The following is a 16,233-nucleotide window of genomic DNA, read 5'->3' as shown; positions in this document are numbered from 1 at the left end:
CTGAAGCGACCGGGTAGAAACTCTTTCACGTGAAAGATATACGAAGCAAATGCTGGCTTGCGCTCAAACATGGCTACTATTTTAGCAGTCCGTCTGTCAGGCGGTCAAGTTCGCACGCGGTGCACCATATCCGTCCATACAGACAAAATCTGGTCCCAGCTTTCCTTCTCGCGCCGGCCGCCGTAGTGAATTTTTTCGTATTCCTGCACGAGCGTGCTCATATCCTCTGTAGCAAACGATTCGTCCATCCGCTGCCCGTATTCACGCAGCGTTTCCCCGTCGCGGCGGTTAAAGCCGGCAAACCGGAGCAGACGCAGAAGGGAATGAAAAGCACTTGTGAAAGTTGCTGCGTCCCGGACATGCCGGAACCGGAGCAGCATAACTTTCTTAATCAGAGTAAAGCGGAAAATGTACAACAAAGCCCCCAGCGCGGCTGCGCCTCCTGCGGCAAACGGCCAGAATGGAATACCTGAAGAAGAAGCTGCCGCTGCCGTGTCCTCTTCGTTCTGCTGTTGTTCTTCCTCATCTGTGTTTTGCTGCTCTTCCTCCTGCTGTTCTTGTTCATTCTCTGTGGTGTCACTGTTTTCTTCTGTATTCTGCTGCTGGGAATAGTCGAATTCCGAAGAGAATCCTCTTGTCGGTTCAAACGGAACCCATCCTGTACCCGGAAAATAAACCTCAACCCAGGAGTGGGCGTTTGCACTCGTCACTTCATAAACGGTGTTGTCCTCTCCGGCCTGGGACTCCGTTCCTTTTGTAAAACCTTTCACCCAGCGTGTTGGAATATCGGCTGTACGAAGCATAACCGCCATCGATGTGGAAAAATTATCGCAGTAGCCCCGCTGTGTATCAAACAGAAACTGCTCCACGTAATCTTCCCCCCGTTCCGGGACCGCTATATTGGATGTGTCATACGTGAATTCCGAACTGTTCAGATAACGTTCCACCGCCCGCACTTTATCATACCGGTTATTTTCATTGGAGATAATTTCTTCTGTCAGCTGCCCGATGGAGGAAGGAAGATCATCCGGCAGGCCGAGGTAATGGTCCCGTATGTGCTGCGGATCTTCCATCGATGCGCTTTGCATCTGTTCCACGGAAAACTCCGGGTATTGATAGGTCAATTCATAGCTGTTGGCCGTGTATGAATCACCTAAGGCTGTTGTAGATGCCAGACCGGTATACTGGTCCACTTCGAGCGAAACGTTTGCATCCGGGACGTCGATGCTTTGAAGACTTCCGGGATAAAACGCAAAGTCAAACGAGCCACTGTGCTCCTCTGCCATCTGCACATTAATGGTCTGCCGGGTCGTCTGTACCGATTCGTCGTAAAGGCTGCTCGCCGCAGCTGTTTCCTCCGGCGTATCCGACTCCCAGCCGAGCCCGGTGTATACGTTTTTCGACTCGCCGCGCCAGTATCCCACTTCTCCTCCCGAAGCAGTAAACACAGGTGTCTCATCCATTTCAAAACCGCCGCCGAGACGTTCATCATTCTGCCCGTACCCTATTTTCTGTACGGTTCCGCCTCCATTTCCCACAGGAGCGTCAATACCAGCTGTACGCTCCATAAACGGCACCGGATCCGGCCACTGCGGCTCTGCCTTTGGTACGGCCAGTCCCACCGCTGTGGAGAGGGCAAGCAGAAACAACGCCAGCGTCGTCCAGCGGAACCATACAAATCTCGACTGCAGTGCACCCGGGAAATAATACACGAGCCGGTCCCACTGCAGCAGCGCCATTAAAATAAAACCGAGAATGAAGACCCGTATAATGGCCAGGTTTCCATCGTACACAAAAAATGTGTCCATCACCCCGATATAAATGACAGTGAACAGAAAGAAAAAAAGAACCCGTCTGGCCTGCACGATCCAGAAATACAGCAGATAACTCATAATGGCCAGAAGCAGCATAAATAAAAAGCTGCGGAACATATCACTGAGACCGTACCACCGGCCTTCCAGCATAAAACGAATGTTGGTAGTTCCCTCCAGGTACAGAGCCCTCCACCAGTCCCAGGTGAACAACGTTTCATCTAGAAAGATCGTATGTATACTGAATAACATACCGCCTGCCATTAAGAGCAGGGTCACCCACCACGGAAATTGTAAAAACATAACCAAAAAGAAGAAACCCGCAACAGCCATAAAGACCGGCACATATCCTGTGTTTGTCACTTCCGGAAGGGGGATCAGCCATTCCATCAACAGAAGGTACCCGATCATGTACATAATAAATATTTTTGGAGTCTGTTTGGTGCGCTGCATCGCAGGCCCCCCTTCTAGGAAGTTAGATCAAAGGCATTCTCATCCATCGATACGAAAGCCGTGACGGCACCTGTTCCGCGAAGCTTTTCAAGACGGATGTGCTCTTCTTCATTCATCGACTCGCTGCGGCACAACGCAATGACGACTTCATTGCGGTTCTTTATCACCTGCTGCAGCTCTTCCATACGCGCCTCTGACATAACGGAGGTAATATAAAGCAGAGAGCGCCCGTGGAACATCTGGCGGAAAAACGGCGCCTCATCGAACGAAGTATCATCTGCCTGCAGTTTCGCCAATTCCTGGTAGATATTCTGGAAATGGGCGCGTTTTGATCCTTCTTCGAGAAGAACATCTTCCCCGGTGGAAAAACCAAACCCGGTCGGCACTCCATTTTTGTAGCAGTAATCCATGAAAGACGCGGCAAACTCAATCCGCTCTTCCAGCGCATTCTCTCCTTTTTCGATCGTGTTATCGATAATAACGATATGACCCTGCCCTTCCTGGGATTCAAATTCTTTTGTCACCAGTTTCCCGGATCTGGCGCTGACCTTCCAGTCCACACTTGTCATTTTGTCGCCGGGGATGTAATCTCTTACACCGGCGACAGAATAGCTCTGATCCATCATTCTTACGGGGGAAGGCGTGCTCTCCTGGTTCTCATTGCGCAGACCGCTCCACCGTTTCAGCGGACGGAGCCGTGGAAGGACGGTGACCGGGCGGGAAAGGTCAACGTCATACTCTTTTGTAATAAAACCGAATAAATCCCCCGTTCTGAGCGTTACAGCACTAAACCAATATTCCCCCCGGCGGCTTCCCTGGATATCATAGGAGTGGGACAGTGACAATGCCGGGGAGAGAAAAAAAATCGTGCCGGCACTCTGCCCCAGACCTTCCATTCCGGCGGGAACATCGTCCTCCACACTTAAAAACAAAAAGGGAAAAGGCTGCTTTTTTTCCACATGAAGCGTCACCTCCATGCTCTCGTTGTAGGACAGCATCGTACGGCTGAAGCTTCTTGTGACTTGGAGGCTGCGCAGCGGGTACGCAATAAATAAAGCGTTCAGAATCATGATGGACAGTACACTGCAAAAAAGAAACCAGCTCACAAAGCCGCCCTGGAACATTGCATAGGCGTAAAGCACTCCCATGACGGCGGCCAGCATAATGATTTTTCCTGTCTTTACAATCAGTCGCCCCGGTTTCATTTACTGCACCGCTTCCTTACCGGCAAGCGGCACACGAAGCGTGGACAAAATATCACGGATGACATCCTCCCCGTCTTTCTCCACCATCTGCAGATCCGACCGCAAAATAATGCGGTGACTCAGCGCAACTGGCGCCAGACGTTTAATATCGTCCGGGATGACGTAGTCACGTCCATGAAGAAAAGCAAAGGCCTGCGAAGCTTTCATGAGCGCAATCGATCCGCGCGGACTGACACCGAGCTGAACATCGCGGTGGGTTCTCGTTTCGTTCACAATCGAGATAATATACTGTTTCACAGCATCATCCACATATACCGACGCGACCTGCTCCTGCATCTTCAGAATATCTTCCAGACTAAGCACTTCATGCAGCTCCTGAATCGGGTGATTCTGTTCCACCCGATTCAGCACACTCAGTTCTTCTTCATAGGTGGGATATCCCATTTTCAGCTTAAACAAAAATCTGTCCAGCTGCGCTTCCGGAAGTGGATACGTCCCTCCGTATTCGATCGGATTCTGTGTTGCCATCACAAAAAAAGGCTGCTCCAGGTCGCGGGTCTGACCATCGATCGTGACACTTCCTTCTTCCAGTGCTTCCAAGAGGGACGACTGTGTTTTCGGCGACGTCCGGTTAATTTCATCGGCAAGAACCACATTAGACATCACCGGTCCCGCCCGGAATTCAAAAGACTGTGTTTTCTGGTTATATATCGATACCCCGCTTACATCGGAAGGAAGTAAATCCGGTGTAAACTGAATTCTTTTAAAATCTGCTCCAATGGAACGGGCAATGGCCCTTACCATCATCGTTTTTCCAACCCCCGGCACATCTTCAAGCAGAACGTGCCCTTTCGCAAGCAGTGCGGTCAAGCTCAATTCTATTTCCTCACGTTTGCCTACTACGACGCGTTCTATATTCTCTATCACCTGCTGCAGCCCGGAACGTTCGGTCTCCACTTTCATTCCTCCCATTTGTCTGCTGATGCCCTGCGTTCTTCCCTTCATATTATCACAAATGGGAAGGGTTTGTGGGAATGATAAACTTTTTACAGACAGCAAAAGAGACCAGTCAAACCATTAATGTCTAAAAAAAGGCGGACACAGCTCTGAATGCAGAATGCTGTGTCCACCTTCTTGTTCTTATTTTGCAACTTCCTTTTCCTGCATCTGCCCGATGATGTCCGACAATGTTTCGGCGGAAGAGGAAACTTCCTGCATGGATGCGTTAATCTCTTCAATAACAGCTGCACTGTTCTGCAGATTGCCGTTGGAGTCACTCACGATGTTCGACACCTTCTCAAGCGATCCCGCTACCTGGTTCATGTTGCCTGTCACATCATTAATGGCTGTCGATATATCCTGAATAAACTCATCGATTTCTTCTACGTCAGAATGGATGTTCTTGAATGTATCTCCGGCGCTGTGGTTCAAATCTTTTCCTTCTTCCACCGACTCGCCGCCTTTTTTGATAACACCGACCGCGTGATTGGTATGCTCCTGAATTTCATTAATTAAATCCCTGATGTTGCCGGTGGCCTGATTGGTCTGCTCGGCCAGTTTCCGCACCTCATCAGCCACAACAGAGAACCCTTTTCCGTGTTCCCCTGCGCGGGCCGCTTCAATGGCAGCGTTCAGCGCTAAAAGATTGGTCTGATCTGAAATGTCGGTGATCAGGGTGAGAATATTACCAATTTCGTCTGTTTTCTGCCCAAGATCCCCGACGACATCAATAGACTGGTTTACGTGATTTCCAATCACATCCATATGGTTGGTGATTTTCTGAACAGCTTTGTCGCCTTCCTGAAAACGCTCCATAGACGCTTTGGACGATTCGGAAACGAACTTGATGCTTTCCGAAATTTCCTGCAGCGTGAAAAAGATCTGCGAGGACGTTCCATTAATGTCCTGAATTACGTTCACCTGCTCATCAGTGCCGGCAGCAAGATCCTGCACGGTCGTCGCGATTTCGCTGACAGCCTGACTTGTCTCCTTCGTCGAAGCGGTCAGATTAGAGGAAACCGAAATTGTCTGCTTAGCGAGCTGCTCGAATTCTTCATCCTTTTCACCAGGTGCATGGGACTGCTCATCTTCCACAGCTCCTGTTTGAACATCACGAACAGGCTGCAGTTGATGCCGGAGATAAAACCAGACCGCAGCGAGTACAATAACCAGACTGACGCCTGCCGCGCTCCAGACCGCAGCAGTCACTGGCGTCCCGGCGGAGAGCGACACAGTCGTGACAGCCGCTGCCGGAATGATGGCAGCCGCGGCGGCTGTAAGGAATAGATTCATAAGTAGACGTTGGTATAAAGAATAATCGTTTTGCATGGTTATATGACACTTCCTAACTGCATTAAATTTTCATCTCCGGTACATCCATGAATTGGAGGGCATCTTCAAGTGTCGTGAACGCGCGGACTCTTTCATATGTGCCCGCTTTTTTGGACAATCGGTTCAGCTGCATCTTCAACGTGACATTCGGGGCTACCGTCGCATTTTTCTCTATGTTGTCTGAGACCCAGCTCATCAATTCGCCCCAAACCTCATTTACTTCCGGTTTAGCAACGGCATGAATATTGCTGTTGTCATTCAAAAACTTATTGATGCCGGGCTGGCGCAGCACCCGCCTTACCTCTTCCGCCTGCTGTTTCGCTTCTTCGGCCGATTCAGCCATTTCATTGTATTTAAAATAGAGTACGTCTTTATATGTCTTTGTTTCATATTTTGGCATGGTTACATCCCCTTAGTTTTCTTCTTCGAGAACTTCCTTAAAAATAAACATGGCATGGATGGCTTTCGGAAAGCCTGCGTAAGCGCTGCAATGATGCACGGTTTCCATAATCTCCTCTTTGGAAAGGCCGACGTGCAGCGCTGCTCTAAAGTGGTAAGCCAGACCCCGGCCGGCGTCGCCCTGCGTGATTAAAGAAGAAAGTGTAATAAGTGCCCGCTGCCTAAGATCCAGCGCATCATCTTTATATACATCGCCGTATCCGAACTCAAGCGCCAGTTTCGCCAATCTTGGTGAAAACTTCTGCAGCTCCTCCATGGAAGCCAAGCCTGAAGACCCGGCCATTTCTTCAATCTGTTTCCAGCCTGTCTGTTCTTTCTCTGTCATACTCATTTCCTCCTTCATACGTTCAGCCCCGCGCCATCGTCGGCGGCGTCTCTTCTTTATCCACTACAATTTCAATAACTGTAGGCCCTTCTCTAAGTAACGCAGAGCGGCAGGCCGTTTCTATCTCTTCCATTGTGGTGCAGCGCACAGAGGCTGCGCCGAGTGATTCTCCAAACAACGCCGCATTCATATCTGTGTCATAACGGACACCGGCGGACCTGCCAAGATTATTCTTCATACCTTTGTCTACCATATCAAGCATACCGTTATTAAAAACGAAAAACAAAACGCCCGCCTGTTGATTCACCGCGGTAGAAACCTCCGTCCCGTGCATGAGCATGCAGCCATCCCCGGTGAAGCAGGCAATGTTTTTCTCAGGTGCTGCCACTTTCGCACCTATCGAAAAGCCGATGCCGTGCCCCATTGCTCCGAACACGTCATCAAAGAAAAAGGTGCCCGCCTGTACCGTATCAAAATATTTAATACCATAAAACGTGTGGCTGCCGTCATCCCCGTAAACGACCGTATCACCCGGAAGCAGCTCCCGCAGATGTGCCATCACGGCTGCGGTGGAAAGCCTGGAATGCTTTTCTTTTTCGTTATTTATCACTGCGGATACTGCTATTGTTTCTTCTTCCCAGTACGGCGCCAAGTCGCGCGTTTCGGGAGGTTCTTCCGTTTTGGCATGGTCCAGAAGATAACGGAGGTTGGTTTTAGCATCTCCTTTCACAAGCGTCGTCTCCACCGGAAGAGACTTTCCGGCAAACGTTTCATTATAATCGAGCTGGATGATTTTTTCTGGATACATCGCTTCATTCAGCCCGGCAATGGACATATCGCTCAACGTGGAGCCGATAACGACCATCACGTCCGCTCCCTCCTGCAGATAGGCATTGGCCGCCAGTGTTCCTCCGAGTCCGAAACCACCGAGCGATAATGGATGTTTCGTCGGAAACGTTCCTTTGCCGCCAGGTGTTGTCATGACTGGAATGTCCCACTGCTCCGCTGCCTGCCGGACTTCTTCATAGGCACCTGCAATATGTACTCCTTTTCCCAACAGCATAACCGGCTGACGGGCCTCCTGTAAGGCATTCTCCATCTCTGTCAGCTTCATGGATACCATGTGCTCCTCCATCTGCATACCGGAAAGATCAAATGGTTCCACTTCCGCCGTCAATACATCAAGCGGAATAGAAAGATGAACCGGGCCTTTTTCACCGGTTAGTGCTTTTTGGAAGGCATGATGCAGATAGTTTTTCAAAGAACGGCTGTCTTCCACTTTGGCACTGAATTTCGTTACAGGCTTAAACAACTCTGTCAAATCCGTGCCGAACATACTCGAATCCTGCCCCAGTGCTTTCCCGGTTTCCTGTAAAGGAGGGTGCCCGGTAATAATTAAAACCGGGGCGTGATAGGCTTTTGCCTGGCCGGCAGCGGTTAACAGATTCGTACCACCCGGGCCCGACGTTCCTACAGCAAGACCAAGTGTGTCATGCTGCATCGCATATCCGGCAGCAATATAACCACCGCCGCCCTCATGACGGGTCAACACAAAATCCATTCCCTGTGCTTCCATCTCAAGTATCAGCGGTACAACAGGTTTACCGGGAATACCAAACGCGTGCCTGCATCCCATTTTCATCACCTGTTCCACTATCATAGATGAAACTTTTGGCATATATACTTTTCACCATCCTGTTTCATAATTTTTCTTAGGACTAACGACGCTCTCTACTTATTATCGGACAAAATATTACATCTTCCATATTAATTTTGTATTTATCGCGAAAAGTTTCTTAGTCATTCAACAAACTAAATCATTTTTCTCTCACTGCAATGAATCATTTTTCCTGGTTTTTTATGCTTATTTTATAGAAAATCCGGGTATGAATCTGAGAACGCACAATTTGGTTGGAGGGTACGACATGAAAAACGGATGCGATATCTGTATGCCGCAGCACAAAGGATACACCGTAACATTTAAAAACCAGCAGGACATAAAACCATTGATGCCTTACTTTGCATCATTTGACAGCAGTCTATGGACACAAATTGACGAAACCAGCTTTTGGGCGGAGGAAACGGTCGTTTTTGACATGCTTGATTATCTGGAGGCGCACTTTGATGCTTCCAACATTTTTGCTGTGTCCACGATGAAAACCGACGATGAGGTGGATTGGAACACCTTGCAGCCCATTTCGGAACTGCATAAACAAAAACAGGCGGGATGAATTGATGACATCATCGACAAACAAAACATCACGTCCTATTATCAGCCGATCGTGAAGAAAAACGGAGACAATCTGAAAATTATCGGTCATGAAATTCTGGCACGCGGCATAGCAGAAGATGGCAGCACCATTTCACCATTCCACATGCTTGAAGCGGCCCGCATGCGAAACCGGCTGTTTTCACTGGACCGGGCTTTCCGGTTGAAAGCAGTGGAGAACGCATCGGCGGTGCAGGAGAAAATGGTGTTTATCAATTTCATTCCGACCGCCATCTATGCCCCCGAACACTGCCTGTCCACGACTATTGAGCTGATTGATAAGCTCGGCATCAACCCGGGCAATGTTGTGTTTGAAGTCGTGGAAAGCGACGAAGTCCAGGAGCTGGGGCACCTGAAAAATATTCTTAATCATTATAGAGCTTCCGGTTTTCAATATGCCCTGGATGACGTCGGCACCGGTGTCAATCATATAGAGAAAACAGACTATCTGCAGCCTGACATTGTGAAATTGGCACGGGAGTATGTGGACGGTATCACCGAAGACACCATCAAACAGGAAGCCGCTCATGCTCTCCTCAATACGGCTGCAAGGACCGGCGCGCGGGCACTGTCTGAAGGAGTCGAGCGCAAGGAAGATTTGGACATGCTGGCGGAAATGGGATATGAATTATTTCAAGGATACTATTTTGCCAAGCCGCAGAGCAAGCCGGTAAGAGCATTAGAGGAGGCCGGCGGTGAGCGGTGTCTTTGGCGTGCTTGATTTGAATCATTTCAAAATCATTAATGACAGATACGGACACGAAGCGGGCGACTCCATTCTCCAGAAAGCGGGGGAAGTGTTATCCCATCACACCGCCGGCAGAGAAATCGGTGTACCGGTCGGTGCCTCTGTTGGCTTCGTTCCCTATCAAAAATACTGCGACGATTTCCAGTCTCTGTACAACGCTGCTGATCACAAAATGTATGAAAAAAAGCAGCATCCTCTACCTTCTGAACAAAACAGAGCCTTCGACGACAGCCGAAAGCTCTGTTTTTTTATGCAAGCGGACGTGCCACTTATAGAGATATGTTTTCTTCCATGTATTTTTTGAGATTATTGGACGTTTCGTTAAGCTTTTCGATTTCGGACATGAAATCGGTAACGAGCTTCGCTTCTTCCTGGGTGGAATTGGCGATATCCTGAAAGTCATTCTCCATTCTGCTGATGGATTGTTTAATTTCATTCAGTGTGTCTTCAATGCGCACAGTTGCTTCTTTGGAATCGTTGGAGAGCTTGCGGACTTCATTGGCGACCACTCCGAATCCGGCTCCTTCTTTTCCAACACGGGCGGCTTCAATCGCTGCGTTTAAACCAAGCAGATTCGTTTGATCACTGATGCCTTTGATGGTCCCTGTCACTTCTGTGATATTGGAGGATTGTTCCACCGCTGTTTTCGTATTTTCCGAAATCTGTTCGGTGGTCGCCGATAACTGCTCCGAATGCGCGGCAATGTGCTGCACTTTACCGACCAGAGACTCCGAAATCGAATCCATCGACTCGATAATCGACGAGAACTCTTCCATCTGCTTTGTACTGACCCCGGCACTAATGCCGGCGATGATTTCTCCATTTTCTTTAATCGGGAAGGAGGCACTTTGAAACGGAACACCTAATACCTCAGGTCCACTCTTTACTATCGTTGGTTCCTCTCTTTTCAGCTCATTGAAATTCTTGTGATGTTCCGGCACCGGATCACCAGGCTTTATGTTCAAATGCAGCTCTTTACTGGGCGAATAATACAGAAATTTTTCATGATCATAGACATTAAACATGGTATCTTCCCGAAGTACTTCTTTAATATATGGAATCGCCGTAATAATTGCCTGTACTATTTCACTGTCTTCTGCTCTTCCCACAATAAACACTCCTCAAAGTAATTTCAGAGGTAATATCGGAAGAAATAATATGATTCTTGATCACTCCATTTTAGAAAAATAAATCTTTCCGCTCGAAACAAACAGCTATGCCATCGACTCTTCTTTTCTTCACCAATTCAATCGTTTCCACGGCAGGGTCTTCTTTCATAACCACCACCGAAATGTTTACGACTTCCTGAGCGGGAAGCAGATCAGCAGCCTGCAAAAATACAACATATCTTTGTATAACAGCATTTTTTTACCTTTCTGTCTTCAGGGGGAAGACTATCAAGCCGTTCTTATTCTGCTCTGTATCCATTTTTTTATATCGATACGTGATAACATCACTCCAGCCATAATGAAAGCCGCTCCGATATATGATTTCGTTGTTAATTCCTCTCCCAGCATCAACATAGCAAAAACAGCGGCGAATAGAGGTTCCAATGAAAAGATGAGACCTGTATTCGTCGGTGTCGTGTATTTTTGTGATATGGTTTGCACCGTAAATCCCACCGCACTGCATACGATACCAAGCGCAAGCACAGCAATCCAGGCTTTTGCCGATCCCGGAAGTACAAAGTTTTCAGAAGACATCATGGATGACATGAAGCCGAACAAACCCGCAAAACCAAGCTGGATTACTCCCAGACGTATAGTATCGAAATGATTTGTAAGAGATGCAGCCGTAAGTATATAAACCGCATAGCTCAGTGCGCCAAGCATGCATAACAAATCCCCTGGATTAGTCTCCAACTGCAGCTTTAACGTTAAAACGGCGACACCAAACAGAGCCAGAACAATACCAAAACCCGTGTGGAGACTGATTTTCTGTTTAAACAACACAAACGACAGCAGTGGAACAAAAATAACAGCCAGACTGACAATAAAGCCTGCGTTGGCAGCAGATGTCGTTTGTACCCCGGCGGTAATAAACGAAAACATAAGATATAAAAGAAATCCAAGGATCATTCCGGATAAGATGGTTCTTCCATCTGTTCTCCGTAATCGTTTATGAAAAATCAGTCCGGCGAAGAGAAATGCCGTGCCGAACCGGAGAGCAATGAGGTTGAATACTTCCATAGAGCCAAGCCCCATTTTCATAAATACATAGGAACTTCCCCAGAAAAACGTCACCATTACCATCATGACATCGGCCTTTTGCCGCATATTCATACACTTTCTCCTTTCTCCTGCACTCTTCATTTGTTCTGCATTCATTTTAAAAGTACAATTACCATTAATAAAACGAATGTTATTCATTTTTTACATGAACTATATTCATGAAGGAGTGGGAAGGATATGACACTGGCAAAATATGAGATTTTCCGAAAAACAGCCGAAACAAAAAGCCTTACAAGAGCAGCAGAAAAGCTCCATTTGACACAGTCAGCTGTAAGCCATGCAATGAATGCTCTTGAAGCAGAACTCGGATTTTCTTTAGTAAACCGGGCAAGGTCCGGTCTTACCTTGACAGAAAATGGAGCAAGAATGCTCGAATACATAAAAGAAATGCTGTACCTGAATGAAAAAATGTTTCAAGAAGCCAATGCTATCCGTGGACTGGATATCGGCACAGTAAGGATAGGTACGTTCACCAGCGTCTCCTCCTATTGGCTGCCGGACATCTTTAAAACATTCAATACCAAGTATCCCGGGATTACGATTGAAGTATATGAAGGGGACTATGAAGAAATTGAAGACTGGCTTCTTCAGGGAAAGATTGATTGCGGCTTTGTCAGTCAGGTGAGAGCTGAAGATCTGAATCAAACAATGCTGAAGCGTGAAAAACTGCTTTGTATTGTTCCTGCCGACCATGAGTATGCCGACCAGGAAAGCATCTCCTTCACCCAACTGGAACAAGCACCGTTTATCATGCCGAGATACGGCAGCCGCCGGTATGAAGGATATCATGACGTGAAACAATATTTTAAGAATCATCGGATAAAAGCAGATGTCACTTTTGAACTGCTGGACGATTATGCCATTATATCCATGGTGCGGCATGGCATGGGAATAAGCATTCTTCCAGAGATGTTGCTGCACAATCTGCCCCCTGAAGTGAAAAGTCTTGATCTGGAACAGGACTGCCACCGGACAATCAGTATTGGATCAACTCAAGAGCCTTCCCCTGCTGCACGGAAATTTAAGGACTTTGTGACTTCATGGATTCATACGGGAAACTCTCGAGCAGAATAACTCCTTCCCCTTTTCAGACGGCTCTTTGCGAGTTACTAACGTGATGATGCACAGACCGGACTTTTTTCCGGCAAAAAAAGAAGGCTCTCTCCAAAAGAGGCCTTCTTACGAAGTGTGTTATTTTGATTTCTTTACTTTTTGCTTTTTGTTAATTCCTGCATCGGGTTCGTGTACACCGTGGCGGTAGAAACCAGCATGGTCCCGGTGAAAATTCTCCTGAATTATAGGGAGCGATCGACGGCTGAGCCATAATGTCGCGTGTCACACGTACGGCTTCCAACCATTCGCGGCGGTCCTGATCGGTGGAAAGGTAGTTTGCTCGGATGCTCTTTCGGATCATTCGAACGAATCTTCAAAGACCCGCGCGCATCGGAGAACATCGGGCCGACGTGTACCTGGAATCCGTGCTCGGTTTCCGCCTGCTGGCCGTCATAACGTACCGCTACCGGCAGGAAGTGATACATCAGGTTCGGGTAGGGAACATCTTCGTTCGAACGGACAAACCCGCCGCCTTCAAAATGGTTGGTTGCCGCCGGTCCTTTGCGGCCAAACAGCCACTGCAGACCGATCCACGGCATCCGTGTTTTCTTTAGATTAGGCTGCTCGGAAACAGGTCTTGGGCAGCTGTATTGAATATAGGCTTCGAGGTGATCCTGAAGGTTTTCGCCGACCCCCGGAAGATCAACCACGGGTTCCACGCCGACAGAACGCAGATGCCCGGCATCCCCTACCCCGGACAGCTGCAGCAGCTGCGGCGTATTGATGGCCCCTCCGGCAAGAATGACTTCTCCGGCAGAGACTTGATGCGTCTTTCCGTTCCGCTTATAGGTGATGCTGTCCGCCTTTGTGCCGTTGAAATCAATGCTTTTCACAAACGCTCGCGTCTTCACCGTGAGATTCTGCCGTTTCATGACCGGACGCAGGTACGCACGTGACACGGACATCCGTCTGCCTTTGTACACATGTTTATCAAACGGTGCGAAACCTTCCTGGCGGAAACCATTCACATCAGAAACCACTTCGGATGGTCTCCTCCTCGGTTGATCTTGGAATAGAAGAGGTCTGCCTTCTGACGGTCATCCACAAAACGCATGCCTCTTCTACCAGTCACCGTTCAGCTTCTCGGACCCCAACAAAAAAGAAACAGCAGAAAGTTATTCTGCTGTAAAAGTCCATATCCCAGCATGCAAAGGCGGTTTCTTATCTGTTGTGATGATACTGAATATTGGTCAGTATATTGTTCACTTCATCCAACCGCTCCCGTGTTTTTTCGGAATTTCTGATAGCTGCTGCGCTGATAATATAATCCGCTGCAATCATGGCTGCTACAGGGGAGTTGTGGAAAGCGGCGCTGCTTGAATCACAGGGGAGAATGTAATCGGCGTATTCCACAATGGGAGCCGAATAACTATCTGTGATGGCAATGACAGTAACATTTCTTTGTTTCGCCTCTTTCACGTAGTCAATGATGCGCTGGGCATACCGCGGAAAACTGGTCGCAATGATCACATCCGAAGCCTTCATGTGGATAACCTCATCAATCCAGTCACTCATATCGGCGATCACCAGCTGGGTGTTACCAAGCGTTCGATTCAACCCATGCGTCAAATACTGTCCCACCGGAAGACCACTCCGTACACTGGTGCAGAATATGCGGCCAGCGTCCAGCACCTCATCTACGACCGTATCGAGATAATCGGTGGATATCAGACCTCTCATATTTTCAATTTGTTCTACATGTCTGTTAACGGTGTGACCCCATAAGTCACTGTCATCCATATGCTGCAGGTTCGTTTCCAGGCGTGTGTGGGGAGCAGCCTTGTTACGAAGAACCCCCTGCATCCCCTTTTGAAACTCCGAATAGCCGGTATACCCCAGATGAAAAGTCAACCTCATGATGGTTGTGGTACTCGTACCCACTTCGCGGGCCAGTTGATCCACGGTCAAGAAGGCAGTCTCCGACGGATGCTGGATAATATAGTCGGCAACTTTACGCTGTGCGGCAGTCAACTCCGCAATATTGTTTTTTACGTTTTCAAGTGGATTATCCATGATTCTCTCTCCGTATACATGTCATTATTTTTCCTTCCATACATAGATAAAAAGTAGGATTCATTATATAGTTTTTACTTTAACACTTCATGTGTGCATAATCAAAAAGTGTCTTTATCCATGTTGGTTTTTGTGGAACCCAGCAGAACGATACCTCCTATAATGTAAAACACTCCAGCTATTCCGATGACATTCGCTGCAGCTCCCGCAAAGACGGGCATAACCACCTGAGTGAGTTTATTGATTGACAAACGTACGCCAAGCCCCTCTCCTACTCTTTCGGCAGGAAGTTCGCTGATGGTTGCGGAGATGGACAAAGGCTGGCCGATCCCCAGACACAAACCGAGGACGAAAGAAACCACCAGAAAAGCAGCGGCATGCTCTAAAAAAGGATGAAGAACGTATAACATGCCGATGGCCGCCACAGAGGCACAGATCACAAAGCCTCTGCTCCATTTTTGGACGATAACAGGGAGAAGAAATCGGATGAGAACACCCGCCCCAGCATTAACCGATACAACCGCCCCTATAAATGCATTGGAAAGGTCGTGTTCTTCGGCCAGCAGAGGAAAATAAGCGATATACATTTCTTTTCCCAGCAGAACCAGCGCACTGATTAAAAAAGCCTTACGCAGGCGCGGCTGCTTCAAAAAGTCCATATAACGGCCGGGCTGTTTCATGTTGAGGCTTTGGGGCGCTTTCATGTGTAACCAGAAAACAAACCACATCGAGAGAAACAAGGGAGATCCTGCCAGTGCAAAAGTCAATGCGTATCCCAGATGTTGCGACATAATCCCGCTGCATAACGGGCCGGCAAAACTTCCAAGCGCCGCTCCGATGCTGAAGATAAATACATAAAATTCCCTTGCTTTCTCCTGCTCAAACATCCCCGCAAAAGCCTGGACAGCGACAACAAACATCATCTGCGACACACCCATCATGATCTGGGAAGCATAAATGCCCGGCAGACTGGTTATAAACCAGGGAATGGTCAATGCTATTCCGCCAAAACAGATACTGCCCAGCAGAGGGTACCTCGGACCCATCTTATCCACCAGCTTCCCGGCATGAAGGGAAAGAAACAAAGGCAGCAGGGAAAACACAGCAACAATGATGCCGATATCCGCAGGAGAAGCCCCTAAATGCCTCGAGAAAAGGGGAACCAGCGGACGGGTCCCCGCTGCGCTGAACATAAACAAGGCTGAACTGATTAAAATAAAGCAGGCTTTCTTATCCATTTTTCTCATATCATCTTCCGCCAGTTTTCCATGTTAC

16 protein-coding genes and 1 pseudogene are annotated in these 16,233 nt (G+C 48.1%); 4 read left to right on the top strand and 13 right to left on the bottom strand.

The features are described 5' to 3' along the window. Positions 1-104: 104 nt before the first annotated feature. From BM124_RS04830 to BM124_RS04800, 7 genes are all read right to left on the bottom strand, one after another. Positions 105-2,264 (bottom strand): transglutaminase TgpA family protein, encoded by a 2,160-nt coding sequence (locus BM124_RS04830; protein ID WP_093335676.1) that lies wholly within the window; start codon positions 2,262-2,264, stop codon positions 105-107. A gap of 14 nt (positions 2,265-2,278) precedes the next feature. Further along, the gene (locus tag BM124_RS04825; protein ID WP_093335674.1) at positions 2,279-3,469 is read right to left on the bottom strand and encodes a DUF58 domain-containing protein; all 1,191 of its coding nucleotides are present in this window, start codon (positions 3,467-3,469) and stop codon (positions 2,279-2,281) included. After that, positions 3,470-4,432, bottom strand: a complete 963-nt coding sequence (locus BM124_RS04820) for an AAA family ATPase (RefSeq protein ID WP_093335673.1) — start codon at positions 4,430-4,432, stop codon at positions 3,470-3,472. Between the two features lie 177 nt (positions 4,433-4,609). Beyond that, positions 4,610-5,761, bottom strand: a complete 1,152-nt coding sequence (locus BM124_RS04815) for a methyl-accepting chemotaxis protein (protein ID WP_170840967.1) — start codon at positions 5,759-5,761, stop codon at positions 4,610-4,612. Between the two features lie 61 nt (positions 5,762-5,822). Beyond that, entirely contained in the window at positions 5,823-6,200 is a 378-nt protein-coding gene (locus BM124_RS04810) for a hypothetical protein (RefSeq protein WP_093335670.1), read from the bottom strand. A gap of 12 nt (positions 6,201-6,212) precedes the next feature. Beyond that, the gene (locus BM124_RS04805; RefSeq protein WP_093335669.1) at positions 6,213-6,584 is read right to left on the bottom strand and encodes a carboxymuconolactone decarboxylase family protein; all 372 of its coding nucleotides are present in this window, start codon (positions 6,582-6,584) and stop codon (positions 6,213-6,215) included. A gap of 22 nt (positions 6,585-6,606) precedes the next feature. Continuing rightward, complete coding sequence (locus BM124_RS04800) at positions 6,607-8,262, bottom strand: thiamine pyrophosphate-binding protein (protein WP_093335667.1); 1,656 nt, start codon at positions 8,260-8,262, stop codon at positions 6,607-6,609. Positions 8,263-8,509: 247 nt separating this feature from the next. Between BM124_RS04800 and BM124_RS04795 the strand changes: the two genes are divergently transcribed. The 3 genes from BM124_RS04795 to BM124_RS04785 are packed head-to-tail and all read left to right on the top strand — an operon-like array spanning position 8,510 to position 9,905. Further along, positions 8,510-8,815: a hypothetical protein gene (locus tag BM124_RS04795; RefSeq protein ID WP_093335666.1), complete on the top strand. Its 306-nt coding sequence runs from the start codon at positions 8,510-8,512 to the stop codon at positions 8,813-8,815. After that, the gene (locus BM124_RS04790; protein ID WP_093335664.1) at positions 8,816-9,574 is read left to right on the top strand and encodes an EAL domain-containing protein; all 759 of its coding nucleotides are present in this window, start codon (positions 8,816-8,818) and stop codon (positions 9,572-9,574) included. Then, entirely contained in the window at positions 9,549-9,905 is a 357-nt protein-coding gene (locus tag BM124_RS04785; protein WP_093335663.1) for a GGDEF domain-containing protein, read from the top strand. Before BM124_RS04790 ends, BM124_RS04785 begins: the two co-directional genes overlap by 26 nt. Here the strand turns inward: BM124_RS04785 and BM124_RS19475 are convergent. The 3 genes from BM124_RS19475 to BM124_RS04775 all read right to left on the bottom strand — a co-directional run bounded on the left by BM124_RS19475 (position 9,871) and on the right by BM124_RS04775 (position 11,883). Further along, on the bottom strand, positions 9,871-10,710 hold the full coding sequence (locus tag BM124_RS19475; RefSeq protein ID WP_280139711.1) for a methyl-accepting chemotaxis protein: 840 nt from the start codon (positions 10,708-10,710) through the stop codon (positions 9,871-9,873). The two genes, BM124_RS04785 and BM124_RS19475, sit on opposite strands and share 35 nt — an antisense overlap. Before the next feature lie 70 nt (positions 10,711-10,780). Further along, the gene (locus BM124_RS18780) at positions 10,781-10,936 is read right to left on the bottom strand and encodes a hypothetical protein (RefSeq protein ID WP_170840965.1); all 156 of its coding nucleotides are present in this window, start codon (positions 10,934-10,936) and stop codon (positions 10,781-10,783) included. Between the two features lie 62 nt (positions 10,937-10,998). After that, complete coding sequence (locus BM124_RS04775) at positions 10,999-11,883, bottom strand: DMT family transporter (protein ID WP_093335661.1); 885 nt, start codon at positions 11,881-11,883, stop codon at positions 10,999-11,001. A 126-nt stretch (positions 11,884-12,009) separates the two neighbouring features. On the opposite strand from BM124_RS04775, the gene BM124_RS04770 reads away from it, so the two are divergent. After that, on the top strand, positions 12,010-12,906 hold the full coding sequence (locus BM124_RS04770) for a LysR family transcriptional regulator (protein ID WP_093335660.1): 897 nt from the start codon (positions 12,010-12,012) through the stop codon (positions 12,904-12,906). A 196-nt stretch (positions 12,907-13,102) separates the two neighbouring features. Here the strand turns inward: BM124_RS04770 and BM124_RS04765 are convergent. From BM124_RS04765 to BM124_RS04755, 3 genes and pseudogenes are all read right to left on the bottom strand, one after another. After that, a pseudogene (locus BM124_RS04765) lies at positions 13,103-13,916 on the bottom strand (GMC family oxidoreductase N-terminal domain-containing protein); the annotation flags it as partial. Positions 13,917-14,106: 190 nt separating this feature from the next. Then, positions 14,107-14,958: a MurR/RpiR family transcriptional regulator gene (locus BM124_RS04760; protein WP_093335658.1), complete on the bottom strand. Its 852-nt coding sequence runs from the start codon at positions 14,956-14,958 to the stop codon at positions 14,107-14,109. Positions 14,959-15,059: 101 nt separating this feature from the next. Then, positions 15,060-16,205: an MFS transporter gene (locus tag BM124_RS04755; RefSeq protein ID WP_093335657.1), complete on the bottom strand. Its 1,146-nt coding sequence runs from the start codon at positions 16,203-16,205 to the stop codon at positions 15,060-15,062. Positions 16,206-16,233: the final 28 nt, after the last annotated feature.

This window comes from Salibacterium halotolerans (assembly GCF_900115625.1).
In the GTDB taxonomy this organism is placed as follows: Bacteria; Bacillota; Bacilli; order Bacillales; family Marinococcaceae; genus Salibacterium; species Salibacterium halotolerans.
This window is presented reverse-complemented; position numbering and strand designations above follow the sequence as displayed.

Excerpts from the sequence above, each read along its gene's own strand:
- BM124_RS04830 (WP_093335676.1), bottom strand. The coding sequence starts at position 2,264 with ATGCAGCGCACCAAACAGACTCCAAAAATATTTATTATGTACATGATC.
- BM124_RS04825 (WP_093335674.1), bottom strand. The coding sequence starts at position 3,469 with ATGAAACCGGGGCGACTGATTGTAAAGACAGGAAAAATCATTATGCTG.
- BM124_RS04820 (WP_093335673.1), bottom strand. The coding sequence starts at position 4,432 with ATGAAAGTGGAGACCGAACGTTCCGGGCTGCAGCAGGTGATAGAGAAT.
- BM124_RS04815 (WP_170840967.1), bottom strand. The coding sequence starts at position 5,761 with ATGAATCTATTCCTTACAGCCGCCGCGGCTGCCATCATTCCGGCAGCG.
- BM124_RS04810 (WP_093335670.1), bottom strand. The coding sequence starts at position 6,200 with ATGCCAAAATATGAAACAAAGACATATAAAGACGTACTCTATTTTAAA.
- BM124_RS04805 (WP_093335669.1), bottom strand. The coding sequence starts at position 6,584 with ATGACAGAGAAAGAACAGACAGGCTGGAAACAGATTGAAGAAATGGCC.
- BM124_RS04800 (WP_093335667.1), bottom strand. The coding sequence starts at position 8,262 with ATGCCAAAAGTTTCATCTATGATAGTGGAACAGGTGATGAAAATGGGA.
- BM124_RS04795 (WP_093335666.1), top strand. The coding sequence starts at position 8,510 with ATGAAAAACGGATGCGATATCTGTATGCCGCAGCACAAAGGATACACC.
- BM124_RS04775 (WP_093335661.1), bottom strand. The coding sequence starts at position 11,883 with ATGAATATGCGGCAAAAGGCCGATGTCATGATGGTAATGGTGACGTTT.
- BM124_RS04770 (WP_093335660.1), top strand. The coding sequence starts at position 12,010 with ATGACACTGGCAAAATATGAGATTTTCCGAAAAACAGCCGAAACAAAA.
- BM124_RS04760 (WP_093335658.1), bottom strand. The coding sequence starts at position 14,958 with ATGGATAATCCACTTGAAAACGTAAAAAACAATATTGCGGAGTTGACT.
- BM124_RS04755 (WP_093335657.1), bottom strand. The coding sequence starts at position 16,205 with ATGAGAAAAATGGATAAGAAAGCCTGCTTTATTTTAATCAGTTCAGCC.